18 protein-coding genes are annotated in these 24,369 nt (G+C 70.6%); 13 read left to right on the plus strand and 5 right to left on the minus strand.

Features of this window, described 5'->3' with window-relative positions:
* Positions 1–298: 298 nt before the first annotated feature.
* The 5 genes from ACFVKT_RS39750 to ACFVKT_RS39770 all read left to right on the plus strand — a co-directional run bounded on the left by ACFVKT_RS39750 (position 299) and on the right by ACFVKT_RS39770 (position 8,136).
* The gene (locus ACFVKT_RS39750) at positions 299–1,711 is read left to right on the plus strand and encodes an ABC transporter substrate-binding protein (protein WP_385741756.1); all 1,413 of its coding nucleotides are present in this window, start codon (positions 299–301) and stop codon (positions 1,709–1,711) included.
* Positions 1,712–1,721: 10 nt separating this feature from the next.
* Positions 1,722–3,080 carry a carbohydrate ABC transporter permease gene (locus ACFVKT_RS39755; RefSeq protein ID WP_385741759.1) on the plus strand — a complete coding sequence of 453 codons (1,359 nt, stop codon included), beginning with the start codon at positions 1,722–1,724 and terminating at the stop codon, positions 3,078–3,080.
* Positions 3,077–3,958 carry a carbohydrate ABC transporter permease gene (locus ACFVKT_RS39760; protein ID WP_385741761.1) on the plus strand — a complete coding sequence of 294 codons (882 nt, stop codon included), beginning with the start codon at positions 3,077–3,079 and terminating at the stop codon, positions 3,956–3,958. The genes ACFVKT_RS39755 and ACFVKT_RS39760 overlap by 4 nt, the downstream gene beginning before the upstream one ends.
* 133 nt (positions 3,959–4,091) lie before the next feature.
* On the plus strand, positions 4,092–6,377 hold the full coding sequence (locus tag ACFVKT_RS39765) for a CDP-glycerol glycerophosphotransferase family protein (RefSeq protein WP_385741764.1): 2,286 nt from the start codon (positions 4,092–4,094) through the stop codon (positions 6,375–6,377).
* A 199-nt stretch (positions 6,378–6,576) separates the two neighbouring features.
* Positions 6,577–8,136, plus strand: a complete 1,560-nt coding sequence (locus ACFVKT_RS39770) for a hypothetical protein (protein WP_385741767.1) — start codon at positions 6,577–6,579, stop codon at positions 8,134–8,136.
* A 39-nt stretch (positions 8,137–8,175) separates the two neighbouring features.
* Here ACFVKT_RS39770 and ACFVKT_RS39775 read toward each other — a convergent pair whose 3' ends face one another.
* The gene (locus ACFVKT_RS39775; RefSeq protein ID WP_385741770.1) at positions 8,176–8,589 is read right to left on the minus strand and encodes an organic hydroperoxide resistance protein; all 414 of its coding nucleotides are present in this window, start codon (positions 8,587–8,589) and stop codon (positions 8,176–8,178) included.
* Positions 8,590–8,714: 125 nt separating this feature from the next.
* Here ACFVKT_RS39775 and ACFVKT_RS39780 point away from each other — a divergent pair, with 125 nt between their 5' ends.
* Complete coding sequence (locus ACFVKT_RS39780) at positions 8,715–9,236, plus strand: MarR family winged helix-turn-helix transcriptional regulator (protein ID WP_385741773.1); 522 nt, start codon at positions 8,715–8,717, stop codon at positions 9,234–9,236.
* On the opposite strand, the gene ACFVKT_RS39785 is transcribed toward ACFVKT_RS39780, so the two are convergent.
* On the minus strand, positions 9,233–10,738 hold the full coding sequence (locus ACFVKT_RS39785; RefSeq protein ID WP_385741776.1) for a hypothetical protein: 1,506 nt from the start codon (positions 10,736–10,738) through the stop codon (positions 9,233–9,235). The two genes, ACFVKT_RS39780 and ACFVKT_RS39785, sit on opposite strands and share 4 nt — an antisense overlap.
* A 93-nt stretch (positions 10,739–10,831) precedes the next feature.
* Between ACFVKT_RS39785 and ACFVKT_RS39790 the strand changes: the two genes are divergently transcribed.
* Together ACFVKT_RS39790 and galE are read left to right on the plus strand one after the other, a co-directional pair.
* Entirely contained in the window at positions 10,832–12,109 is a 1,278-nt protein-coding gene (locus ACFVKT_RS39790; RefSeq protein WP_385741852.1) for a glycosyltransferase 87 family protein, read from the plus strand.
* An 80-nt stretch (positions 12,110–12,189) separates the two neighbouring features.
* Positions 12,190–13,170, plus strand: coding sequence for a UDP-glucose 4-epimerase GalE (gene galE / locus ACFVKT_RS39795; protein WP_385741782.1), 981 nt, complete (start codon positions 12,190–12,192; stop codon positions 13,168–13,170).
* Here the strand turns inward: galE and ACFVKT_RS39800 are convergent.
* Entirely contained in the window at positions 13,167–14,093 is a 927-nt protein-coding gene (locus tag ACFVKT_RS39800; protein WP_385741785.1) for an oxidoreductase, read from the minus strand. The genes galE and ACFVKT_RS39800 overlap by 4 nt on opposite strands.
* Before the next feature lie 118 nt (positions 14,094–14,211).
* Between ACFVKT_RS39800 and ACFVKT_RS39805 the strand changes: the two genes are divergently transcribed.
* The 3 genes from ACFVKT_RS39805 to ACFVKT_RS39815 are packed head-to-tail and all read left to right on the plus strand — an operon-like array spanning position 14,212 to position 16,512.
* Positions 14,212–14,835 (plus strand): TetR/AcrR family transcriptional regulator, encoded by a 624-nt coding sequence (locus tag ACFVKT_RS39805; protein ID WP_385741788.1) that lies wholly within the window; start codon positions 14,212–14,214, stop codon positions 14,833–14,835.
* Complete coding sequence (locus ACFVKT_RS39810) at positions 14,832–15,758, plus strand: ADP-ribosylglycohydrolase family protein (RefSeq protein WP_385741791.1); 927 nt, start codon at positions 14,832–14,834, stop codon at positions 15,756–15,758. The genes ACFVKT_RS39805 and ACFVKT_RS39810 overlap by 4 nt, the downstream gene beginning before the upstream one ends.
* A gap of 55 nt (positions 15,759–15,813) precedes the next feature.
* Positions 15,814–16,512: a class I SAM-dependent methyltransferase gene (locus tag ACFVKT_RS39815; RefSeq protein ID WP_385741794.1), complete on the plus strand. Its 699-nt coding sequence runs from the start codon at positions 15,814–15,816 to the stop codon at positions 16,510–16,512.
* A 159-nt stretch (positions 16,513–16,671) separates the two neighbouring features.
* Here the strand turns inward: ACFVKT_RS39815 and ACFVKT_RS39820 are convergent, their stop codons facing one another.
* Positions 16,672–17,400: a TetR/AcrR family transcriptional regulator gene (locus tag ACFVKT_RS39820; RefSeq protein ID WP_385741797.1), complete on the minus strand. Its 729-nt coding sequence runs from the start codon at positions 17,398–17,400 to the stop codon at positions 16,672–16,674.
* 168 nt (positions 17,401–17,568) lie between these two features.
* Between ACFVKT_RS39820 and ACFVKT_RS39825 the strand changes: the two genes are divergently transcribed.
* Both ACFVKT_RS39825 and ACFVKT_RS39830 read left to right on the plus strand, forming a co-directional pair.
* The gene (locus tag ACFVKT_RS39825) at positions 17,569–18,510 is read left to right on the plus strand and encodes an ABC transporter permease (protein WP_385741800.1); all 942 of its coding nucleotides are present in this window, start codon (positions 17,569–17,571) and stop codon (positions 18,508–18,510) included.
* A gap of 1 nt (position 18,511) precedes the next feature.
* Positions 18,512–19,339 (plus strand): ABC transporter ATP-binding protein, encoded by an 828-nt coding sequence (locus ACFVKT_RS39830; protein ID WP_385741855.1) that lies wholly within the window; start codon positions 18,512–18,514, stop codon positions 19,337–19,339.
* Positions 19,340–19,407: 68 nt separating this feature from the next.
* On the opposite strand, the gene ACFVKT_RS39835 is transcribed toward ACFVKT_RS39830, so the two are convergent.
* The gene (locus ACFVKT_RS39835; RefSeq protein WP_385741802.1) at positions 19,408–24,345 is read right to left on the minus strand and encodes an NAD-glutamate dehydrogenase; all 4,938 of its coding nucleotides are present in this window, start codon (positions 24,343–24,345) and stop codon (positions 19,408–19,410) included.
* Positions 24,346–24,369: the final 24 nt, after the last annotated feature.

Below are 24,369 nucleotides of genomic sequence, written 5' to 3' on the forward strand. Positions count from 1 at the left end.
GGGGGGCCGCGGGGGGGGGGGGGGGGGGCGGGGGGCCCCCCCCCCCCCCCCCCCCGACCCACCCACCCGGACGCCCCACCCACCCGCACACGCCCCCGTACAAGGCGCCCCGCCAGAACACGCCCCCCGCACAAGGCGCCCCGCCAGAACAGGCCCCCCCGCCAGAACACATCACGACGCGGTCACGATCGCTCACTTGACAGCGTCGGCGCTCTTGCCGCCCTCGCAGACACGGGCGTAGACCAGATCGCACGGGACAGCGCCGGACGTTCGACGAGGAACGATGAACGGGGCAAAGATGCGCAGCACGATTCGTACACGCAGGTCGCCCGAGAGCTCGGCACACCGCAGGTCACCCCGAGCCGCACAAGCCGCCGCAGCCGCAGTAACCGCAGGAGTACTCGCCCTCGCCCTCACTGCATGCGGCGGTGACGACAGCAACGACACAGGCGGCACGGAAAGCAACGGCACGGACAACGCCGCCTCCGTCCAACTCCCCAAACTGAACGGGCAGACCCTCGAAGTCGCAGCCGTCTGGACCGGCCCGGAGCAGGCCAACTTCACCAAGGTCCTCGACGAGTTCGAGAAGCGCACCGGCGCCACAGTCAACTTCGTGCCGACCGGCAACAACACCTCCACCTTCCTCGGTACCAAGATCGAGGGCGGCAAGCCGCCGGACGTGGCGTTTCTCCCCCAGGTCGGCGTCCTGCACCAGTTCGCCGAGAAGGGCTGGCTGAAGGACATCGGCACGGACGCCCAGGCCCAGCTGGACAAGAACTTCTCAGCGGGCTGGAAGAAGCTGGGCGCGTACGAGGGCAAGCAGTACGGCATCTACGTGAAGGCCGCCAACAAGTCCCTGGTCTGGTACAACACCGCGGCGTTCGAGGCCGCGGGCATCACCGATACGCCCACCACCTGGGCGGACTTCATCTCCACCGCGCAGACGCTCTCCGACGCCGGCTCCCCCGCCGTCTCCATCGGCGGAGCCGACGGCTGGACGCTCACGGACTGGTTCGAGAACGTGTACCTCTCCCAGGCGGGCCCGGAGAAGTACGACCAGCTGGCGACGCACGAGATCAAGTGGACGGACCCGTCCGTCAAGGACGCGCTCACCACGCTCGCCGAGCTGTGGGGCAAGGACGACCTGATCGCCGGCGGCCGCTCGGGCGCGCTGCAGACGGAGTTCCCGAAGTCGGTGACGCAGACGTTCTCCGGTGACACCCCGGCGGGGATGGTCTTCGAGGGCGACTTCGTAACGGCGAACATCAACGCGGACACCAAGGCGAAGGTCGGCACGGACGCCAAGGTCTTCCCGTTCCCGGCGGTCGGCGACAAGGCACCGGTGGTCAGCGGCGGCGACGTCGCCGTGGCGCTGAAGGGCGGCGCGGGCGCCCAGGCGCTGCTGACCTTCCTCGCCTCGACGGACGCGGCGGAGATCTGGGCGGCCCAGGGCGGCTTCCTCTCCCCCAACAAGGCGATGGACCAGGGCACTTACAAGGACGACGTGACCCGGGACATCGCGAAGGCGCTGCTCGCCGCGGGTGACGACTTCCGCTTCGACATGTCGGACCAGGCCCCGGCGGCCTTCGGCGGCACCCAGGGGGTCGGCGAGTGGAAGGACCTCCAGGACTTCCTGAAGGACCCCTCCGACGTCGCGGGCGCGCAGAAACAGCTAGAGGCCGACGCCGCCAAGGCGTACCAGAGCAGCTGACGGCACCGGGATGTCGTCTTCGACGCTGAAGGCGGGCGGTGCCGGCGAACTGCCGGTGCCCGCCGCCGGGAAAACGCGCAAGAGCGTGACCGGGACCAGGCTGTGGGTGGCAGTGCTGTTTCTGCTGCCCGCGCTGCTCCTGCTCGGCGCGCTCGTGGTCTACCCGATCGGGTACTCGGTCTGGCGGAGTCTCTACGACGCCGGCGGTTCGGGCTTCGTCGGCCTGGACAACTACATCGACATCTTCACCACCGACTCGACACTCACCGCGGTGCGGAACACCGCGATCTGGGTCGCTGTGGCCCCCGCGGTGGTCACGGTCCTCGGCCTGATCTTCGCCGTACTTACCGAACGGGTGCGCTGGGGTACGGCGTTCAAGCTCATCGTCTTCATGCCGATGGCGATCTCGATGCTCGCCGCGGGCATCATCTTCCGGCTGGTGTACGAGCAGGACCCGGACCAGGGTGTCGCCAACGCGATCGTCACGTCCGTTCACGACGCCTTCGTCGACTCCTCGGTCTATCCGAAGGCGAGGCCGAACGCCCAGGTGAGCGACCTGAAGGCGTCCGGCGGCGGCTCCTTCACCAGTACGGGCACCGTCCAGGCGGGCTCTCCGGCCCTGCTCCCGCTCGTCGGCATCGCCCCGAACAAGCTCCCCGGCACCCCCGAGGACGCCAAAGCACCGACATCCGGCGAAGGAATCACCGGCACGGTCTGGCTGGACTTCAAGCTCGGCGGCGGCGGCGAGAAGGGCAAGATCGACCCGGGCGAGAAGGCCCTGAAGGGCGTGAAGGTCGAGGCCGTGAAGGACGGCAAGACCGTCGCCTCCGCCACCAGCGGTGCCGACGGCACCTTCACCCTCCCCCAGGAGGCGGACGGAGCCCGACTCCGGCTCCCGGGCTCGAACTTCGCCGCCCCCTACAACGGCATCGACTGGCTCGGCCCGACGCTCGTGACACCGTCCATCATCCTGTCGTACGTCTGGATGTGGGCGGGCTTCGCGATGGTGCTGATCGCCGCGGGTCTCGCGGGCGTCGACCGCAATCTCCTCGAAGCGGCGAGAGTCGACGGCGCGAACGAGTGGCAGGTGTTCAGAAGGGTCACCGTTCCCCTCCTCGCACCGGTCCTGATCGTCGTCCTGGTCACGCTGATGATCAACGTGATGAAGATCTTCGACCTGATCTACATCATCGCGCCGCAGCCCAGCCAGGACGACGCCAACGTGCTCGCCCTGCAGCTGTTCCAGTCCTCCTTCGGCGGGGGCGGCAACTACGGCGTGGGCAGCGCGATCGGCATCATCCTGCTGCTGCTCGTGCTGCCGATGATGTACGTCAATCTCCGCCGTCTCAGGAAGGAGCGCCAGCGGTGACCGCACTCGACACGTCCGTACGCGCCAAGCGCTCCCTCGCCGCCCGGGTGGCGAGCGGCGCGGCCGGCGGAGCACTGCGCGTCTTCCTGCTCCTGGTCGCGCTGTTCTGGCTGGTGCCCGCCTTCGGCCTGCTGGTCTCGTCGTTCCGCGACCCGACCGACATCGCCGCGTCGGGCTGGTGGAAGGTCTTCTCGGCCCCCGCCCAGCTCACCACCAAGAGCTACCAGTCGCTCCTGGAGAACGGCGACATCACCAGCGCCCTCTTCAACACCATCTGGATCACGGTCCCGGCGACCCTGCTGGTCGTCATCATCGGCGCGATGGCCGGATACGCCTTCGCGTGGATGGACTTCAAGGGGCGCGACTGGTGGTTCATGGCGGTGGTGGCACTGCTCGTCGTCCCCGTCCAGGTGGCGCTGATCCCGCTCTCCAACCTCTTCGGAAAGATCGGGATCTTCGGCGACATCATCGGTGTCGTCCTCTTCCACGTGGGCTTCGGACTCCCCTTCGCGATCTTCCTGCTGCGCAACTTCTTCGCGGAGATCCCGCGTGAACTCCTGGAGGCGGCACGCCTGGACGGCGCGGGAGAGGCCCGGCTCTTCGCCACCGTCGTCCTTCCGCTGGGCGCGCCCGCGATCGCGTCCCTGGGGATCTTCCAGTTCCTGTGGGTGTGGAACGACATGCTGGTCGCCCTGGTGTTCTCGGACTCGAACTCGCAGCCACTGACGGTCGCCCTGCAGCAGCAGGTACGGCAGTTCGGCAGCAACATCGAGGTCCTGGCGCCGGGCGCGTTCATCTCGATGGTGATCCCGCTGGCCGTGTTCTTCGCGTTCCAGCGGCAGTTCGTGTCGGGGGTGATGGCGGGCGCGGTGAAGTAGCGGCGGATTCTCCGAGTCGGCTGATACTCCGAGTTGCGGCACCCGGAATTCCCCCGGATGCCGCAACTCGCGTAACCAGGTCACCTCTTCGGCCGTTCCCGGGCGTAATGTCGCGCCGACCCATGGATGTGCCTTGCCCAGGTTCAGTGTCATCGTCCCCGCGTACAAGGTTCAGGCGTATTTGAGCGAATGCCTGGAATCCGTCCTCGGGCAGTCCTGCCCGGACCTCGAACTGATCGCGGTGGACGACTGCTCACCCGACGCCTGCGGCGCGCTCATCGACGAGTTCGCGGCCCGCGACACCCGCGTACGCCCCGTCCACCTGCCGGAGAGCGTGGGCCGTGGCCGCGCCCGCAACGCGGGCCTGAAGCACGCGAGCGGCGACTACCTGATCTTCGTGGACGGCGACGACACCCTCACTCCGGACGCGTTGCGCACCATCGCCGACCGTCTGAAGGAGACCTCCGAACCGGACGTCCTGCTCTACGACTTCGCGCGCACGGACTGGTCGGGCGAGGCCGTCCGCAGCCAACTCGCCCAGCAGCTCACGGAGGAGGGCCCGGCCCCCTTCCGGCTGGACGACCGTCCGGGGCTGCTCACGGTCCTGCCGGTGGCCTGGAACAAGGCGTACCGCCGGGAGTTCGTCGAGCGCGTGGGCCTCACCTTCCCGCCCGGCCACCACACGGACACACCCTGGACGTATCCGGTGCTGATGTCCGCGGAGACGGTCGCCACCCTGGACCGGGTCTGCGTCCACCACCGCAGCCGCCGAGAGGCCGGCGCCCTCACCACCGCCACCGTCGGACACTTCGACCTCTTCGAGCAGTACGACCGTGTCTTCGCGTATCTCGACTCGCGCCCGGAGCTGGCCCACTGGCGCCCGGTGCTGTTCCGGCGAATGGCCGACCACCTCTCCGCGGTGTTCGTCGAACGCGGCCTGCTGCCGCGCGGCTCCCGCGCCGAGTTCCTGCGCAAGTCCCGCGCCCACTACCGCCGTTACCGCACTCCGGGCGCCCAGGTCCGCGTAGGCACCCGGGCGCGGCACCTCCTGGTCCGCCTCGGCACCCACCGCACGTACCGGCTGCTCTCCCTGGCAGCGAGCCTCAACAGGCGCTTCCTCAAGCTCAGTTCGAAGGCACTCCGCACGGCACACAGCAGCGCCCTCCGACTCCACTACCGGGTCCAGCGCCGCCTCCCGCTGCGCGCCGACCGTGCCGTCTTCGCCAGTTACCGGGGCCGTGGTCACGGCTGCAACCCGGGCGCCCTGGAGTCCGCGTTCCGTGCCCTGGCACCGCACATCCGCACCGCGTGGATCGCGCGCCCCGAGCACCACCACACGATCCCGGCCGCGACGCGCAGGATCCGCCCAGGTTCGGCCGCGTACTGGACGGCGCTCGCGCGCTCCAAGTACCTCGTGAACAACGTCGACTTCGACGACCTGCTGGTCAAGCGCCCCGGCCAGATCCTGATCCAGACACAGCACGGCACCCCGCTCAAGTACATGGGCCTGGACCTCCAGGACCGTCCGGCGGCAGCCCGCGACACCGACTTCGCCGAGCTGCTGCGGGGCGCCGACAAGTGGGACTACTGCCTCTCCGCCAACCGCCACTCCACCCTCATCTGGGAGCGCGTGTTCCCGGCCGCGTACACGACCCTTGAGTACGGCCTTCCGCGCAACGACGTGTTCCAGCAGGCGACTTCGGCGGACGTGACCCGGTTGCGGGAGTCTCTCGGCATCCCGGAGGGCACGGTCGCCGTCCTGTACGCGCCGACGTTCCGCGACTACCGCCGCACCCAGCGCCACACCCTCGACCTGGAGCGCGTCCTGCGCCAACTCGGCCCGCGCTTCGTGGTGTTGACCCGCGCCCACCACTCCTACGGCGCCCCGCTCACCCAGGCTTCCGGCGGCCGCCTCATCGACGTCTCCGACCACCCGAGCATCGAGTCGCTGTGTCTCGCCTCGGACGCGCTGGTGACCGACTACTCGTCCCTGATGTTCGACTACGCGGGCCTCGACCGCCCGATCGTCGTCCACGCCGACGACTGGGAGGCGTACGAAGCTGCCCGCGGCACCTACTTCGACCTGCGCGCCTTCCCGCCGGGCGCGGTGGCCCGCAGCGAGGACGAACTGATCGACATCTTCGCGACGGGGCACTGGCGCGGCTCGCGCTCCACCCAGCTGCGGGCCGCGTTCCGTGAGCGTTTCTGCCCGTACGACGACGGACGCGCCGCCGAGCGAGTCGTACGCCGGGTCCTGCTGGGCGAGAGCGCGACGCCCGTCATCCCCCTGCCCGAACGCCATCCCGTACCGTCGGCCGCCGCGGCCCGTCCGCTCGCGCCGCTGGCCACCGTGCCACGGCCCGGTGGTCCGGTGTCCGTCCCCGTCTCCGTCTCCGTCTCCGTCTCCGAGAATCTCTGAACCGGACCGCCCATGTCTTCCAGCAGGCCCACGCCCAGTCGCCCCGTCACCTGGCGACCGGCCGGACGTCCCGGCCGTGTGCACACCGACCGGGGCAGCCACCATCACTCGATGAGGTGACGTACGACTAGGTGGCTGACGACGGCGGGGAAGTATGACAAATGCCCCAAGCCGTCGCCCAGCCCCGCCCCGCCGCCCGGTGAGCGCCGACGTCCTCGTGCGGCGGGCCGTGCGCGGCGCCACCGCCCTGCGCGGGGGTGCCTCCTGGCGCCCGAGCCCGTACCAGGTCTTCGGTGGCCTGTTCTGGCTGGTGATGGCGCTCGCGTACTGGCGCGTCCCGCTGTGCTGCGACGCCGGCCAGCACGCGGCGGTCGTCGAACGGCTCAGGGCGAGCCTCCTGCACCCACGCCTCCCGACGGCGGACCTGCCCGGCGCGGGCAGCCCGTACTACTCGCCGTACGCCCTCGCTCAGGGACTCTTCGCCCGGCTGACGGGCCTGGGCGGCTGGGGGGTCGTACGGCTGTCCGGACCACTGAACCTGCTGGTCCTGCTGACCGGCATCGCCCGCTTCGTCCGCGTCCTGGCACCGGGCCGGCCCTGGGCACCCGTGCTCGCGCTCCTCTCGATGACCCTCCTGTGGGGCACCGAGAGCGCTTGGTGGAGCGGCTTTCTCGGGCTGCTGCCGATGACGGGGAACCTCGGTGATCCGTCGGCGTTCGCCATCGGACTGACCTTCTGGGCCTGGGCGTTGACGGGTACGCGCGCGCGAGGGGGCAGCGGGAGCGGTGGCCGGGTCCGGTACGTCGGTCCGAGCGGGCTGCGGAGCTTCTCCGGGTACGCGGGAGTCGGCGCCCTGTACGGGCTGATCCTGCTCGTCCACCAGGTCACGGCCCTCGCGGCGGTGCTCGGCGCGGTGGCACTCGTCGCGGGATGGCAGCGCAGGTGGCGGACCGCCGTCGTGGGCCGCTGGGCGCTGGCAGGGATGACGGCACTGCTGGTGGCGTACTGCTGGCCGTACTTCGATGCCTTCGCGCCGAGCGGGCACAACGCTTCGGACAGGTTGTACGAGGGGATGCCGGGCCACTTCTGGCTGGCGCTGACCGGGGTGCCCGCGCTGTGGCTGCGGGCACGGAGGTCGGCACGGGATCCGCTGGTGCTGATGTTCGCGCTGGACTGCGCCGCGGTGGCGTACGGCTGGGCCGGCGGGCGCTACGCCTGTGGCGGGATCCTCGGGCTGACGCTGGTGGCGCCGCAGTTCGCGCTCGCGGTGGAGCTGGCGGCGCCCCGGCCGTGGCCGGTCTGGCGGCGCGGGCTCGGGGCGGTGGCGGCGACCGGGGCGTGCGTCGGCTTTCTGACCGCACAGGCCGGGGCCGTCGTACCGCGCTCGCTGGACCCTGTCGGCTTCGAACAGCCACCGCGCCGGCCGACGTACGCCTGGGCGGCGCGGTTCATCCGGCCCGGCGAGGCGGTCATCGCCGACGGGTACTACGCGGTCCGGCTGATCCCGGGCCACGGCGTGGACCTCGCCGCGCCCGCCCTGCCCGACCCCGCCCTCGACGAGGCGGAACGCCAACGGCGGCTCGCGGCGGTCCGCGCCTACCTCGCCCCGTCGTCGACCCGCGCCGCACGCACCGCCGTGGCCCACCGCTATCACGTGCGGTGGCTGCTGCTGACGCCCGGGCAGCGGGTGCCCGAGGAGGCGGTGGTGGTGGCGTGGAGCCGGGAGACGGGCGAGGTACTGGCGCGGGCCGGGCGCTGAGGCGGCTGGGGACTGCTCGATCGCCGACGCGTCCGGGAACTACTCGATGACGAGGTCGACCGGGATGTTGCCGCGGGTCGCGTTGGAGTAGGGGCAGACCTGGTGGGCCTGCTCGACCAGCTTGCGGCCGGTGGCCTCGTCCACGGTGTCGGGCAGCTCGATGCGGAGCGTGACCTTCAGCGCGAAGCCCTCGCCCTGCTTGCCGATGCCGACCTCGCCGGTCACGGCGGCCTCGGAGACGTCGACCTTCGCGAGGCGGCCGACGACGGCGAGGGCGCTGGCGAAACAGGCGGCGTAACCGGCGGCGAAGAGCTGCTCGGGGTTGGTGCCCTGGCCGTTGCCGCCCATCTCCGCCGGGATGCCGAGCTGGAGGTCGAGCTTGCCGTCGGAGCTGACGGCACGGCCGTCGCGGCCGTGGGTGGCGGTGGCAACAGCGGTGTAGAGCGCGTCCATGAGGACCATCCCTCTCAAGTCAATGTCTTGCCCGGGCGGCCGGTCCGGCCGCCTCGCAGCACCAATTAGAGCACGCAATTCAATTGCGCACAACTTAATGACGGACAGCTTGCTATCCTGGACCCATGACCGCCACCCCGACGCCGACCCCGAGTCCACCGGCCCCGAGACCCCAGGGCCCGGCCGGCGCGGAGTTCCTGCGCCTCGACAACCAGATCTGCTTCTCCCTGAACGCCGCGTCACGCGCCTTCGGCGCCGTCTACCGCGTGCTCCTCAAGGACCTCGGCCTCACCTATCCCCAGTACCTGGTGATGCTGGTGCTCTGGGAGCACGGCGAAATGCCCGTGAAGAAGCTCGGCGAGCACCTGCGGCTCGACTCCGGGACGCTGTCGCCGCTGCTGAAGCGGCTGGAGGCGGCCGGTCTCGTACGACGTGAGCGCAGCGCCCGCGACGAGCGTTCCGTGCACGTCCACCTCACCGACGAGGGCATCGCCCTGCGCGAGCGCGCGCTGGTCGTGCCGCGCAGGATCGCCGCCGCGACGGGCGCGAGCCTGGAGGAGATCCAGGAGCTCCGGACCCGCCTCGACCATCTGACGGCGGCCCTGGACGCGGCGGCGCTGGAGGAGACCGCGGGCAGCGCGCTTTAGCCGGCCGCCCAGTCCATGAACGGATTCGCCGGCCGGCGCACGTACAGCCGCAGGGTCACGCCTTTGCGTGCGACCTCCTGACGCGGCACGAACTGCTCCCCGACCACGGTGAGTTTGACCCGCTCGGTGGCGCTCCCCGGATACCAGGACGGCCGCAGCGCGAACGGCTCCGCGACCACCCACACCCGGTCGAGGCGGTCGAGGCGTCGCCGCAGTTCGCCCGCGTCCGTCTCCTGCCCGTACAGGGTCCCGGACACCGGCGCGGGCTCCCTGAGCGCGATGTCCCGTACCCCGCGGAAGCCCTTCGGATACGCCAGCGCCGAGCGCCGCACGATCGACGGCAGGAACAGCACCGGGTCCCCCGGCCGCAGTTCCCGCCCGGCGAGGGCGGAGACGGCGGCGAGGTTGTCGGGGCGGCGGTCGGGGGTGCGGTCCTGGCGGAGGAGGGGGAGCTGCCAGACGAAGACAAGGGCGATGGCGAGGACGCCGGTGAGGGAGCTGACGGCCGGCCTCGGCACCATCTGCACCAGGCGTTCGGCGCCGGCCGCGGCAAGGAGCGGCGCCCCGGCGAGGGCGTACAGCACATAGCGCTCGTCGTACAAAGGCCAGAAGCGGGACACGGTCATCAGTACCGCGGGCGGGACGACCATCAGGGGCAGGGCGACCGCGCGGAGCGTCAGCTCACCGCGCCGCGCAGGCGGGACAGACAGGGCCAGCGCGATGAGGGCCAGGTACGGCACGAGAACCAGGCGCTTCGGCCCCGCGAACGCCCGCAGCAGATGGTCGACGCTGTCGAGGCCGGGCGCCGACAGCCACGCGACCTGCGCGGACTGCCCCTTGGAGACGAGGGCGAGCGGCAGCAGCACCAGCACCGCGGCGCCGGCCGCCTGCCCCCACCCCCGCCACAGCTGCCGGGGCACCCGCGCGAGCGCCAGGGTCACCGCGTGCGCGGGCAGCACCAGCACCGCGAACTCGTGCAGCAGGCAGGTGACGGCGACCGTCCCGCCGTACGCCCACCAGGCGCCCGTCCGCACCGCCCTCACCAGCAGCAGCGTCGCCCCCGCGGCACCGGCGGCGACCAGCGCGTAGGACCGTCCCTCCTGCGCGAAGTGCCCGGTCATGGGCGTGACGGCGTACAGCAGACCCGCCCACAGGCCGACCCTCGGGCTGCCCAGGCGGACGCCGAGGGCGGCGACCAGGCCCGCGGTCGCCGCGGCCCCGCAGACCGAGGGGAGCCGGAGGGCGACCTCGCCGGGGTGCAGGGCCAGGACGACGTGCATGAGGAGGTAGTACAGGCCGTGCACGGCGTCCACGCTGTGCAGCAGCTGCCAGATCTGCGGGACCGAGCGGCGCGCGACCTGGAAGGTTACGGCCTCGTCGCGCCACATGCCGCCGCGGTCCAGTCCCCAGAGCCCGATCGCGAACATGACGGTCACGGGCACCAGCACGGCCACGACCTCCGTACGTCCGATCCCCGACCGCCTCGCCCACGAGCTCACCATGAGCAAGATCTTGTGCGATTAAACAACCTTTGAGGCGTATTGACGGCGTATCAACCCTTTTGCCCCATCCATGCGGCTTACCATCCGGCCGTGATGAGCACCTTGACGATCACCATGACGAAACACCGCGGCCCGCTTCTCCTCGCCGCCGCGTGGCTCGCCACCCGCGCCCTGATGCTGGAGCTGCTCGCCCACGACCACCTCCGCCTGCTCGGCCGGGGCGGGGTCTCACGCGAGGTCAGCAGCCTCTACTTCCGCTGGTACGGCGTGCTGTCGCACGGCACCTTTCCGGCGGACGACCGGCTGTGGCAGTACCCGCCGGGCGCCGGCCCCGTACTGCTCGCGCCGGCGCTGCTCCCGGCCCTCACCTACTTCACGGCCTTCGTGGCGCTCACCCTCGCCGCGGACGCCGTGATCATGATCGCCCTCACGCGCGCGGGCACCCTTCCCGGCCGATCCCTGGCCGGGGCGGCCCTGTGGGCGATGGCACTCCCCCTCCTCCTGCACCTCCCGCTGGTTCGCTACGACGTCCAGGTCACGGCCTTCGCCGTCATCTCCCTGTTGACGTTGTCGCGGTCCACGCGCGTGTGCGGTGCGTTCGCCGCGCTGGGGGCGCTGGTGAAGGTCTGGCCGGCGCTGGCGCTCATCGGCACGCCGAAAGGCCGTACGACACGGCAGGCCTGGACATCGGCGGTGGTCACGGCGGCCGCCATGCTCCTGCTGCTGGTCGCCGCGTTCAGCAACCCCTTCGACTTCCTGCGCCAGCAGGGCGGCCGGGGCGTCCAGATCGAGTCGCTCGGCGGCACCGTCCTCGGCTTCGCGCGCCGCGCAGGGTGGCCGGGCACCGCGCGCTACCAGTACGGCGCGATGGAGTTCGTGGGCCCCTACGTCTCCTCCGTCGCGACCCTCTCCCTCGCCCTCACCGTCGCCTCCTTCGGGCTCCTGCTGCTGTGGCGGGTGCGCGCGCGGCACTGGACGGCCGCGACTCCGTACGACGCCGCCCTCTGCGCCGTACTGCTCTTCACCGTGACGAGCCGGGTGATCAGCCCCCAGTACATGGTGTGGCTGCTCGGCCTGTCCGCCGTGTGCCTGACCTCACGGCACACCACCCAGCGCCCGGTGGCGGCACTGGTCGTGGCGGCGACGGCGGTCAGCTCCGTCATCTACCCCGCCATGTACGGGGAGGTCATCCACAGCACCTGGACGGGCTGCCTGCTGATGCTCGTACGCAACGGTCTGCTGACGGCAGCCGCGCTGCTGTCCTTCATCCGGCTGTGGCGGGCGGGCTCGACCGTGCCCCTCGGGACCCCCGCGGAGGTTTCCTACCGGAATCCGCTGCCCGTTCCCGCCGTCTCCCGAGCCAGGCGGTGAGGGCGCCTGATTCACTGGTACGCGACCACAGGACCGCGTTCACGGGCCCGGCGGGCTCACTCACGAGGGGACGGCCGCACATGACCTGGCTGATCACCGGCGGCGCCGGTTACATCGGGGCGCATGTCGTCCGCGCGATGCTCGACGCGGGCGAACAGGCCGTGGTCTACGACGACCTGTCCACGGGCATCGAGGAGCGGGTGCCCTCCGGTGTCCCCCTGGTGGTCGGCTCGACGCTGGACGCCGGACTGCTGGCCCGCACGATCGAGGAGCACTCCGTCACCGGCGTCGTACACCTGGCGGCGAAGAAGCAGGTCGGCGAGTCGGTGGACCTCCCCCTGCACTACTACCGGGAGAACGTCGAGGGTCTGCGGGTGCTGCTGGAGGCGGCGACCGCCGCGTCCGTCGGCTCCTTCGTCTTCTCGTCCTCGGCGGCGGTGTACGGCATGCCGGATGTGGACCTGGTGACGGAGGAGACGCCGTGCGCGCCGATGAGCCCGTACGGCGAGACGAAACTGGCGGGTGAGTGGCTGGTCCGTGCGACGGGCCGCGCCACCGGTCTGTCCACCGCGTCCCTCCGCTACTTCAACGTGGCGGGCGCGGCGACGCCCGAGCTCGCGGACGTCGGTGTCTTCAACCTGGTTCCCATGATCTTCGAGAAGCTCACCGAGGACGCGCCGCCCCGTATCTTCGGCGACGACTACCCCACCCCCGACGGGACCTGCGTCCGCGACTACATCCACGTCGTGGACCTGGCCGAGGCGCATGTGGCCACGGCCCGCGCCCTGGAAGCATCCCCGGGGAAGGACCTGACCCTCAACATCGGCCGTGGGGAAGGCGTTTCGGTCCGCGAGATGATCGACCTCGTCAACGCGGTCACCGGCTACGAGCGTCCTCCGGTGACCACTCCCCGCCGTCCCGGCGACCCGGCCCGCGTGGTGGCCTCGGCCGACCGTATCTCCGTGGAACTGGGCTGGAAGGCGAAGTACGACGTCGAGGACATGATCACGTCGGCGTGGGCGGGGTGGGTGCGGCTGCATCCGGGGGCGGCGCGGGGCTAGACGCTCAGTGCCCGGCCCGCGAGTTGGGGGAAGGTGACGCCGGTCAGCTGCTCGGAGGCCAGCCACAGGCGGACGGCGGACTCGGGGTCGCTGGCCGCGGCCGACCGGCCGACGAGGGTCGGACCGCCGCGCATCTCGGCGAACCCGTCCGGTCCGACGTAACTGGCGCCGGGCAGATCCCGGGTGGCGGCGTACAGCGTGGGCAGGGCGCCGGCCGCGTTGTCCTGGGCGATGAACCGGTTGCCCACCGCCATGAACGCGCGCCGCGCGACGCTCGCGTCATGCCCCTGGAGGTTGGTGGCCGCCCAGCCGGGGTGCGCGGCGAGGGCCCGCGCGGACGAGCCCTCGGCGGCCAGCCTGCTCTGCAGCTCCAGGGTGAACAGCAGGTTGGCGAGCTTGGACTGGCTGTAGGCGGCCATGGGTGAGTACTCGCCGGTCAGATTCAGGTTGTCGAAGCGCATGTGGTTGCTGCTGGGGATCTTGTGGGCGCCGGACGCCACGGTGACCACGCGGTCGGTGACATACGGCAGCAGCAGGTTCGTGAGGGCGAAGTGCCCCAGATGGTTCGTCCCGAACTGCATCTCGAAGCCGTCCTTCGTACTGGCCTCGGGGATGTTCATCACGCCCGCGTTGTTGATCAGCAGGTCCAGGTCCCCGTGCCACGACTCGGCGAACTCCCGTACGGAGGCGAGGTCCGCGAGGTCGAGGCGGCGCACCTCGACGGTGCCCTTGGCGCCCTGGACGGTTCGGGCGGCTGCCTCGCCGCGTTTCGGGTCCCGTACCGCGAGCACGACGTGCGCGCCCGCCCGGGCCAGGGCGTCGACGGTGGCGATACCGAGCCCGCTGTTGGCACCGGTCACGACGGCGGTACGGCCGCTCTGGTCGACGAGGTCGCTTGCGTTCCACTTCTGCTTGGTTGCCATGCCGATGAATGTAGGCGTCGCCAACAATGCTGTCAATGCCAACAATAGTGTCGATGACAACAAAGTTGACGTCGACAACAATGTAGCCAGCAGTCACATGGCCATTACACTGAGGGCCATGCAGACTCGCCCGACCCGCCGCTACCACCACGGAGACCTGCGCGCCGCGCTGCTGACCCGCGCCGAGGAGACACTCCGGGAAAAGGGCCCGGGCGCCCTGTCGCTGCGTGAACTGGCCCGTGACCTGGGCGTCAGCCACGCCGCGCCGAGCCGTCACTTCAAGGACAAACAGGCACTCCTTGATGCGCTGGCGCAGGTCGGTTTCGAGCGCATGGGCGAGGCACTGGCCGCGTCGCAGGCAGCGGCGGACGAGACCTTCGCCGACCGCATCGCAGCCCTGGCCCGCGCCTACGTCGGCTTCGCCACCGCCAACGCGGAACTCCTCGACCTGATGTTCTCGATCAAGCACGACCCGGAGGCCTCCGAGACCCTCGTCGAGGCCTCGCAGAACATGTCCGTACTGGCCATCCGTCTCATCGAGGAGGGCCAGCGCCGCGGCGAGGTCCGCGAAGGCCCCATCGAGGCCGTCGCCGTCCCGCTCTTCACCACCCTGCACGGCTTCGCCAGCCTCGCCGTGAGCGGCACCCTCTCCACCGAGTCCGCGGACTCGGACCTGGAGAACGTCATCGCCTACATCCTCAGAGGCTGCGCCCCGGACACCCCGCACACACTCCCCCGATGACCACCGCCCGCGCCACCGGCGCGATCCTCGGCTCCGCCGTGGGCGACGCCCTCGGCGCGCCCTTCGAGTTCGGCCCCGCGGGCGCGTTCACAGAACGCTTCCCCGCTCCCGGTCACGGCGGGGAGATGTGCGGCGGCGGTGGCTGGGGCCCGGGCGAGGCCACCGACGACACGCAGATGGCGGTCCTGGTCGGCGAGTCGCTCATCGACCGCGCAGGCCTCGAACTCCCGGACATCTTCAGCAGGTTCCGGCGATGGGCGGCAGCCGACCCCAAGGACATCGGCCTGCAGACGGAGGCGGTCCTGACGAGCGGAGACCCCTGGGACCTGGCCGCCGCGATCCACTTCCAGCACAGCCAACGAGCCGCGGGAAACGGCTCCTTGATGCGGGCGGCCACCTCCGCCGTGTACTTCGCCCCACACGGCCGTACGGCCACCATGGCCGCCGCCCGTCGTATCGCCGCCCTCACCCACGGCGACCGGGCGGCCTGGGAAGGCACCGCGATCCTCCACGAGTTGATCCGCGTCGCGCTGGAGGGCCACGACCCGCTCACCGCGATCCCGGAGGCCCTCACCGCCACCCACCCGGGCCACCGGGCCCGCTACGCCGCCGTCCTCGCCCCCGACTGGCATCCCGACGAAGCCACCGAGTTCAACGGCGCGGTGTGGCCCTGCCTCGGCTCCGCCGTGTGGGCGCTGCGGACGACCCGGTCGTACGAGGAGGCCGTGCGCGCCGCGATCGACCTCGGCGGTGACACGGACACCGTCGCGGCGGTGACGGGCGCCCTGGCGGGAGCCGTGTACGGAGCCGATGCCATTCCGGCCCGCTGGACCGAGCCCCTGCACGTGCCTCTGCCGGGCTTCGACGGACGAATACTGCTGACTGCGGAACTCGCCAACCTGGCAAGCAAGTTGGCGAGCTGAAGCCCTGAGCGAACAGCTCACCGCGCCGCCGTCCGTCGTCCCTAGCATCGACGGCATGGGAGCCGAGACGGCAGACGCGACAGGTGGGACCGCGAGGGCCACCTACGACGAACACGCCGACTGGTACAACGAGTTCATGTCGGCCACCGGGCCCGGTGAGTACATCCGGCGGGTGCACGGCGCGCTTGCGGATCTGTTGGGTCCCGGCGCGGGGACGTGCCTGGACGTCTGCTGCGGGACGGGGGCCCATGCGCCTGCGCTGGCGGGGCTGGGGTGGACGCCCGTGGGGGTGGATCTGTCGGGCGGTCAACTCCGGCACGCGGTGGGGCGGTTGCCGGTGGCGAGGGCGGACGCGACGGCGCTGCCGTTCGCGGACAGCTCGCTGCCCGCCGCGGCCTGCGTCCTGGCACACACGGACGTACCCGACTACGCGGCCGTGCTGCGCGAGGCCGCGCGCGTCCTGCGACCCGGCGGCCGGTTCGTGCACTTGGGCGTACACCCCTGCTACATCGGCGCGTTCGCCGACTGGAGCGACCGGCCGAGGGTCGTCGTCGACGAACGGTACGAGGACCGCTCCCGCACCTATGACGCGTGGAACCCCGCGGGGGTCCGCGCCCGGGTCGGCGCCTGGCACCTCCCGCTCGCGGAGCTGCTCAACGCCACCACGGAGGCCGGGCTACGGCTGGTGCGCACCGCCGAGGCCGGTCCCGGCGGGATCCCTGATCTGTTCGGGTTCCTGGCCGTGAAGGCGTAGGGCGACGACAGGGCAGGGCGAGACCTCAACACCAGGCCCGGCACCGACGCCGAGCCCGGCATAGGGCCGGGGCAGGGCTCCAACGCCAAGTGCGGTGCCCAACACCAAGCCCGGCACGGACGCCAAGCCCCGCACCGGCGCCAACTCCGGCACCGCCCCTCACAACGCCTTGAGCGCCGCCGCCGTGGCCCGGGCCAGACTCGCCAGGTACCCCTTGGGCAGCTTGGGACCGCGCACCACCACCGCCCGCCAGTACAGCGGCCCGGACATCAGGTCGAGCGCGAGGTCGAGGCTGATTCCCTCGCGGACCTCTCCCCGGGCGGCGGCCGCCGCGACGATCCCGTTCGCCACGCCCTGCTGACCCTCGCGCAGGGCCTTCTGCATGGCGTCGGCGATCTCGGGGTTGCGGGCCGCCTCGGCCTGGAGGTCGGGGATGATCTGGCCGGCCACCGGGTGGCGCAGGGCACGTGAGGTGACCTCGTACAACAGCCGCAGGTCGCCCTCCAGGGAGCCCGTGTCCGGCGCGGGCAGGCCCTGGACGGCGACGGCGGAGACCAGGTCGAGGACGAGGTGGAGTTTCGAGCGCCAGCGCCGGTACACCGCCGTCTTGCCGACACCCGCGCGACGGGCGATGCCCTCGATGGACATCCGGGCGTAGCCGACGGCCGCGAGTTCCTCGAAGACGGCGGCGCGGATGGCCTCGGTCACATCCTCCCGGAGGACGGCCGCGCCCGCGGGGGCCCGGCGGCGCGGGGCCTTCGCCGGGACAGGCCCGGTCCCAGAACCGGGCCCTGAGCCGGTCGCCGCCCCGGACCCGGCCCTGGCCCGGGTCACGGTGCCGGTCACGGTCCCGGTGGCATCGGCGTTCGTCGTCATGCCTTCCAGCATAGGGCGTGACGACGAAACGGTTGCGTTCCGACGTGGAAAAGGCCTAGGCTCGCGTTGCGACGATACGGTCCCGTCCCGACGTAAGAAGACGGCAAAGACGACGTAAGAGCCAGGTCAAGGACGAACCGGACCGCTTCGCCCCCCACCCCCCGAGCGAAAGCAGCGGATGTGAGCCAGGTTCTCGACACACCGCCCCCCGTGTCGGCCTCCCCCGCCGACAAGACAGCCGGCCGGCCCGCCGCAGAGAGCGCCGAGGCGCTCGCCGCCCGGTACGGCCTGACTGTCAGCGGCGCACGCCCCTCCCTGGCCGAGTACATCCGCCAGCTCTGGGCGCGGCGCCACTTCATCACCGCCTTCGCCACCGCCCGGCTCACCGCCCAGTACAGCCAGGCGAAGCTCGGCCAGATCTGGCAGGTGGCGACCCCGCTGCTGAACGCGGCGGTCTACTACTTCATCTTCGGCATCCTGATGGGCACCAGTAAGGGGATCCCCGACTACATCCCGTTCCTGGTCACCGGCGTCTTCGTGTGGACCTTCACCCAGAGTTCGATCATGGCGGGGACGCGGGCCATCTCCGGCAGCATCGGGCTCGTACGGGCGCTGCACTTCCCGCGGGCCGCGCTGCCGGTGTCGTACTGCCTCCAGCAGCTCCAGCAGTTGCTGTTCTCGATGTGCGCGCTGGTCGTGATCCTGCTCGCCTTCGGAGTGCCGGTCAGCATGTCCTGGCTGCTCGTCATCCCGGCGCTCACGCTCCAGTTCGTCTTCAACGCGGGCGTGGCGATGATCATGGCCCGGATGGGCGCGAAGTTCCCCGACATCTCGCAGCTCATGCCGTTCCTGCTGCGCACCTGGATGTACATGTCGGGCGTCATGTGGAGCATCGAGCATGTCCTGAAGAACAAGGACCTGCCCGGCTGGGTCCTGATCGCGCTGCAGTCCAACCCCGCCGCCGTCTACATCGACCTGATGCGGTTCGCGCTGATCGACAGCTTCCACGCCGGCCAGCTCCCGCCGCACGTGTGGGCGGTCGCGGCGGGCTGGGCGCTGCTCGCCGGCGTGGGCGGGTTCCTGTACTTCTGGAAAGCTGAGGAGACGTACGGCCGTGGCTGACATCATCACGAAGAGCACCCCCCAGACCTCCCCCGTCGACAGCACCGTCGACGCCACCGGCGAGCTGATCCCCACGGTCATCGTCGACCAGGTCGACATCGTCTACCGCGTCAACGGCACCGGCGCCGGCCGCGGTTCCGCCACCGCCGCCCTCAACCGCATCCTGCACCGCGGCAAGACCGAGAAGGCCTCCGGCGTCCGCAAGGTGCACGCCGTGAAGAACGTGTCCTTCACGGCGTACCGCGGCGAGGCCATCGGCCTGATCGGCACGAACGGCTCGGGCAAGTCCACGCTGCTCAAGGCGTGCGCGGGTCTTCTTCCCGTGGAGAACGGCAGGATCTACACCGACGGCCAGCCCTCGCTCCTCGGCGTCAACGCGGCGCTGATGGGTGACCTGACCGGCGAGCGGAACGTATTCCTCGGCGGCCTCGCGATGGGCATGTCCAAGGAGCAGGTGCGCGCGCGCTACCAGGAGATCGTCGACTTCTCCGGCATCAACGAGAAGGGCGACTTCATCACGCTGCCGATGCGGACGTACTCCTCCGGCATGTCGGCCCGTCTGCGGTTCTCCATCGCCGCCGCCAAGGACCACGACGTCCTGATGATCGACGAGGCCCTCGCGACGGGGGACCGCTCCTTCCAGAAGCGCTCCGAGGCCCGCATCCGGGAGCTGCGGAAGACCGCGGGCACCGTCTTCCTCGTGAGCCACAACAACAAGTCGATCCGGGATACGTGCGACCGGGTGCTGTGGCTGGAGCGGGGCGAACTGCGTCTGGACGGCCCGACCGACGAAGTCCTCAAGGAGTACGAGAAGTTCACGGGCAAGTAGCGCCCGACACCGACAGAACGGGAGCGCCCCCGGCCATCACGGCTGGGGGCGCCCTCATTGGCGTACGGCTACGAATGCGTCCGCAGCAGCGTCCGCATCGTCCGCATGGCCACCGACAGATTCGCCAGGTCGAACGCGTCCGAGCTGCGGATCTCCTCCAGGGTGGTGCGGGCGCGGCCGAGGATCGCCGCGTTCTTCTCCTCCCAGGCCTTGAAGCGCTGCTCGGGGGTGGAGTTGCCGTTGCCGGCGGACAGGACGTCGGCGACGAGCGCCGCGTGGGCCGCGTACAGGTCCTCGCGGATGGAGGCGCGGGCCATGGACTGCCAGCGGTCGGCGCGCGGGAGCTCGATGATCCGGTCCATGAGCTGGGTGATGCCGAGGCGGTCGCCGAGGTCGTAGTACACCTCGGCCACGGCCATCGGGTCCTTGCCGGTGCGGTCGGCCACCGCGACGATGTCCAGCGTCGGGAAGGCGGAGGAGAACCCGGCCACGCGGGTGGCGAGTTCGTCCGGGACACCGGCGCCCGTCAGCTCGTCGTGGATCCGCTGGTACCACTCCGAGTCCGCGCCGCGCAGCAGCTTGGGCAGCTGGGACCAGACCTGCTCGACCCCGTCGCTGAAGAAGCTGATCGTCTCGGCGAGCTGGAGCGGCTGCGGCCGGTTGTTGAGCAGCCAGCGCGTACCGCGCTCGACGAGACGGCGGGAGTGCAGGCGGATCCGGGTCTGGACGTCGGCGGCGACGACATTGTCGAGCGCCTCCACCGCGTCCCACACCTGGCTCGACTCGAAGATCGCGCGGGCCGCGGTCTGCGCCCGGACGATCTCCTCCAGGGAGGCGCCGGTCTCCTCGCGCAGACGGTGCAGGAAGCTCGTACCGCCCGTGTTGACCGTGTCGTTGACCAGGACGGTCGTCACGATCTCGCGGCGCAGCGCGTGCCCGTCGATCTGCTCGCGGAACTTCTCGCGCAACGCGGTCGGGAAGTACGCGTGCAACAGGCGCTGGAGGTAGGGGTCGTCGGGCAGCGAGGTGGCGAGCAGCGCGTCGGAGACCGTGATCTTCGTGTACGCGAGGAGGACGGCCGTCTCCGGACCGGTCAGCCCCTGCCCGGCGGCCAGCCGTTCGCGGATCTGCCGGTCGGTGGGCAGGAACTCCAGGGCGCGGTCGAGGTGACCCTCCCTGACCAGGGTGCGCAGGAAGCGCTGCTGGGCGTGGAGCATGTCCGGCGACTGGGCGAGCGCGTTGGCGATCGCCACGTTCTGCGCGTAGTTGTTGCGCAGGACCAGGGCGCCGACCTCTTCGGTCATCTCCGCGAGCTGCTTGTTGCGCTGCTTGACGGTCAGATCGCCGTTCGTCACCGTCGCGTTGAGCAGGATCTTGATGTTCACCTCGTGGTCGGAGGTGTCCACGCCCGCGCTGTTGTCGATGGCATCGGTGTTGATCTTGCCGCCGTGCTGCGCGAACTCGATCCGGCCGAGCTGGGTGAGCCCCAGGTTGCCGCCCTCGCCGACGACCTTGACCCGCAGGTCGGCGCCGTCGACGCGGATGGCGTCGTTGGCCTTGTCGCCGACGTCCGCGTGCGTCTCGGTGGACGCCTTCACATACGTACCGATGCCGCCGTTCCACAGCAGGTCGACCCGCGACTTGAGGATCGCCTTCATCAGGTCGGCCGGCGTCATCTTGGCGACGCCGGACTCGATGCCGAGGGCCTCGCGGATGTGCGCGTTGACCGGGATGGCCTTGGCGGTACGCGGGAAGATGCCGCCGCCGGGCGAGATCAGCGTGCTGTCGTAGTCGGCCCACGACGAGCGCGGCAGCTCGAACAGCCTGCGCCTCTCCGCGTACGAAGTCTCGGCGTCCGGCGTCGGGTCGATGAAGATGTGCCGGTGGTCGAAGGCCGCGACCAGCCGGATGTGCTCGCTGAGCAGCATGCCGTTGCCGAACACGTCACCCGACATGTCACCGACACCGACCACGGTGAAGTCCTGCGTCTGGGTGTTCACGCCCAGCTCCCGGAAGTGCCGCTTCACGGACTCCCAGGCACCGCGCGCGGTGATGCCCATCTTCTTGTGGTCGTAACCGGCCGAGCCGCCGGAAGCGAAGGCGTCGCCGAGCCAGAAGTTGTAGCTCTCCGCGACCCCGTTGGCGATGTCCGAGAAGGTCGCGGTGCCCTTGTCGGCGGCGACGACGAGGTAGGTGTCGTCCTCGTCGTGCCGTACGACGTCCGCGGGCGGGACGACCTCACCGGCCACCATGTTGTCGGTGATGTCGAGCAGCGCGGAGATGAAGGTCTTGTAGCTCGCGATCCCTTCGGCGAGCCACGCGTCGCGGTCCACGGACGGGTCGGGAAGCTGCTTGGCGACGAATCCGCCCTTGGCGCCGACCGGCACGATGACGGTGTTCTTCACCATCTGCGCCTTCACGAGCCCGAGGATCTCTGTCCGGAAGTCTTCCTTCCGGTCGGACCAGCGCAGACCACCACGTGCCACCTTGCCGAACCGCAGGTGAACGCCCTCGACGCGCGGCGAGTACACCCAGATCTCGTACGCCGGACGCGGCGCCGGAAGATCCGGGATGGCCTGCGGGTCGAACTTCATGGAGACGTACTCGTGGGGCTTCGCGCCCAGCGCCTCCTGGAAGAAGTTCGTGCGCAGGGTCGCCTTGATGACGGTGAGGAAGGAGCGCAGGATCCGGTCCTCGTCCAGGCTGGCCACCTGGTCGAGCGCGGCGTCCAGCTCCTCCATCAGCGCGTCGGTCAGCTCGACACCGGCGCGCTGGCGGTCCGGCGACATCCGCGCCTCGAAGAGCGAGACGAGCAGCCGGGTGGTGTGGACGTTGTTGCGGAGGGTGTCCTCCATGTAGTCCTGGCTGAAGGTCGAACCGGCCTGGCGCAGGTACTTGGCGTACGCGCGCAGCACCATCGCCTGGCGCCAGTTGAGCCCGGCGCTGAGCACGAGCGCGTTGAAGCCGTCGTTCTCGGCGGCGCCGGTCCAGGTGGCGGCGAAGGCCTGCTGGAACCGCTCGCGTCCGTCGTCGCCGAGGGAATCGCCGTTGCCGTTCAGGGACTTGGGCAGGCGCAGTCCGAAGTCGTAGATCCAGGCGGTCGTACGGTCCGAGCAGCGCAGCTCGTACGGACGTTCGTCGGTGACCTCGACGCCCATGCGGTTGATCGCGGGCAGGACCGCGGAGAGCGAGACCTGCTCGCCGGTGCGGTAGATCTTGAAGCGACGCTCACCGGGTCCTGCGCCGACCGGCTCGTACAGGCTGAGCGCGAAGTCCTTGTTGTCGTCCTTGGCCAGCGCTTCGAGGTGGACCAGGTCGGCGACGGCGGCGCGCGGGTTGTGGTCCGCCTTGTATCCCTCGGGGAACGCGCCCCCGTACCGGCGTACCAGCTCGGCGGCGCGCTCCTCGCCCAGCTCGGCGGTCAGCGCCTCCTGGAAGCCGTCGGCCCACGAGCGGGCGGCCTCGACGAGCCGCGCCTCGATGCGCTCCTTGTCGGCGTCGGAGAGCTGCGGCAGCTCGGTGCCCGGCTCGACCCGGACCACGAAGTGCAGCCGGGACAGGATCGACTCGGTGTTCCAGGCCGTGAAGTCGACGCTGGTGCCGTTCAGCTCCTCCTTGAGGATGTCGATGATCCGCAGGCGTACGCCGGTGGTGTAGCGGTCGCGCGGGAGGTAGACGAGCGCGGAGTAGTAACGCCCGTACTCGTCCTGGCGCAGGTACAGCCGCAGCCGGCGCCGCTCCTGGAGGTACAGGACGGAGGTGACGATGGACCGCAGCTCGTCCGGCGGGGTCTGGAACAGCTCGTCGCGCGGGTACGTCTCCAGGATCTGGAGCAGGTCGCGTCCGTCGTGGCTGTTGGGCGAGAACCCGGCGCCGCGCAGGACTTCCTCGACCTTGCGGCGCACCACGGGAACCCGCCGTACGGACTCGGTGTACGCGGCCGAGGAGAACAGCCCGAGGAAGCGCCGCTCGCCGATCACATTGCCGTCGGCGTCGAACTTCTTCACACCGACGTAGTCGAGGTACGACGGCCGGTGCACCGTGGACCGGCTGTTGGCCTTGGTCAGCACCAGCAGCCTGTGCTCGCGGGCCTTGGCGCGGGCGTCCGCGGGCAGCCGCTCGAAGGACGGGCTGACCGGGTGGCTGTCCTCGCCGGTGTGGTGCGGGTCGGAGCGCAGGATGCCGAGACCGGTACCGGCCACGGCGGCGAGCGAGTCGTCGTCCCGCAGCTCGTACTCCCGGTATCCCAGGAAGGTGAAGTGGTCGTCCGCGAGCCAGCGCAGCAGCTCCCGGGCCTCCTCCACCTCCTGGTCGCGCAGGTCGTCCGCGGTCGGCTCCTTGGGCAGCTCCTCCGCGATACGCAGCGCGGCGTCGCGCATCTTCTCCCAGTCCTCGACGGTCTCGCGGACGTCGGAGAGCACGCGCAGCAGATCGGCGGTCATCTGCTTCAGATCCGCGCGGTCGGTCTCGCGGTCCACCTCGACGTGGATCCAGGACTCGACGGCGGCGTCGTGCGGGAGGTCGCCGGTGGGCCGGGTCGGCAGCACCTCGATGAGCTTGCCGGTGAGGTCACGCCGTACGACGACCTGCGGGTGGATCACGAGGTGGATGCCGCGCCCCTGGCGCGAGAGCTCGTTGGTGACCGAGTCGACGAGGAAGGGCATGTCGTCGGTCACGACCTCGACGACGGAGTGGCTGGAGGTCCAGCCGTTCTCCTCGACGGTCGGGGTGTGGACCCGGACGCTCGCCGTGCCCTGGGGGCGGTTCTCGGCCAGTCGGTAGTGCGAGAAGGCGGCGCCGAAGACGTCGACCGGGTCGCGGTCGGTCAGGTCCTCCGCTGCGGTGTGCAGGTAGTAGCGCTGGAGGAACGCGAGCACGGTCTCCCGGTCAGGAGTGCCCTCGTCCGTCGTCCCAGTCGGTAGGTGCGCCCCGACCGGGCTGTTCTCAGCTACCCGGGCGGCCCGTTCGAGCAGCTCGGCCTTGGCTTCGTCCAGCTTGGTCTGCATTGTCCTCTGGCTCCTGTCGCGCGC

Source organism: Streptomyces sp. NPDC127595, assembly GCF_042671685.1.
Classification (GTDB): domain Bacteria; phylum Actinomycetota; class Actinomycetes; order Streptomycetales; family Streptomycetaceae; genus Streptomyces.

Excerpts from the sequence above, each read along its gene's own strand:
- ACFVKT_RS39750 (WP_385741756.1), top strand. The coding sequence starts at position 299 with ATGCGCAGCACGATTCGTACACGCAGGTCGCCCGAGAGCTCGGCACAC.
- ACFVKT_RS39755 (WP_385741759.1), top strand. The coding sequence starts at position 1,722 with ATGTCGTCTTCGACGCTGAAGGCGGGCGGTGCCGGCGAACTGCCGGTG.
- ACFVKT_RS39775 (WP_385741770.1), bottom strand. The coding sequence starts at position 8,589 with ATGGACGCGCTCTACACCGCTGTTGCCACCGCCACCCACGGCCGCGAC.
- ACFVKT_RS39780 (WP_385741773.1), top strand. The coding sequence starts at position 8,715 with ATGACCGCCACCCCGACGCCGACCCCGAGTCCACCGGCCCCGAGACCC.
- ACFVKT_RS39785 (WP_385741776.1), bottom strand. The coding sequence starts at position 10,738 with ATGGTGAGCTCGTGGGCGAGGCGGTCGGGGATCGGACGTACGGAGGTC.
- ACFVKT_RS39790 (WP_385741852.1), top strand. The coding sequence starts at position 10,832 with ATGAGCACCTTGACGATCACCATGACGAAACACCGCGGCCCGCTTCTC.
- galE (WP_385741782.1), top strand. The coding sequence starts at position 12,190 with ATGACCTGGCTGATCACCGGCGGCGCCGGTTACATCGGGGCGCATGTC.
- ACFVKT_RS39800 (WP_385741785.1), bottom strand. The coding sequence starts at position 14,093 with ATGGCAACCAAGCAGAAGTGGAACGCAAGCGACCTCGTCGACCAGAGC.
- ACFVKT_RS39805 (WP_385741788.1), top strand. The coding sequence starts at position 14,212 with ATGCAGACTCGCCCGACCCGCCGCTACCACCACGGAGACCTGCGCGCC.
- ACFVKT_RS39810 (WP_385741791.1), top strand. The coding sequence starts at position 14,832 with ATGACCACCGCCCGCGCCACCGGCGCGATCCTCGGCTCCGCCGTGGGC.
- ACFVKT_RS39815 (WP_385741794.1), top strand. The coding sequence starts at position 15,814 with ATGGGAGCCGAGACGGCAGACGCGACAGGTGGGACCGCGAGGGCCACC.
- ACFVKT_RS39820 (WP_385741797.1), bottom strand. The coding sequence starts at position 17,400 with ATGCTGGAAGGCATGACGACGAACGCCGATGCCACCGGGACCGTGACC.
- ACFVKT_RS39835 (WP_385741802.1), bottom strand. The coding sequence starts at position 24,345 with ATGCAGACCAAGCTGGACGAAGCCAAGGCCGAGCTGCTCGAACGGGCC.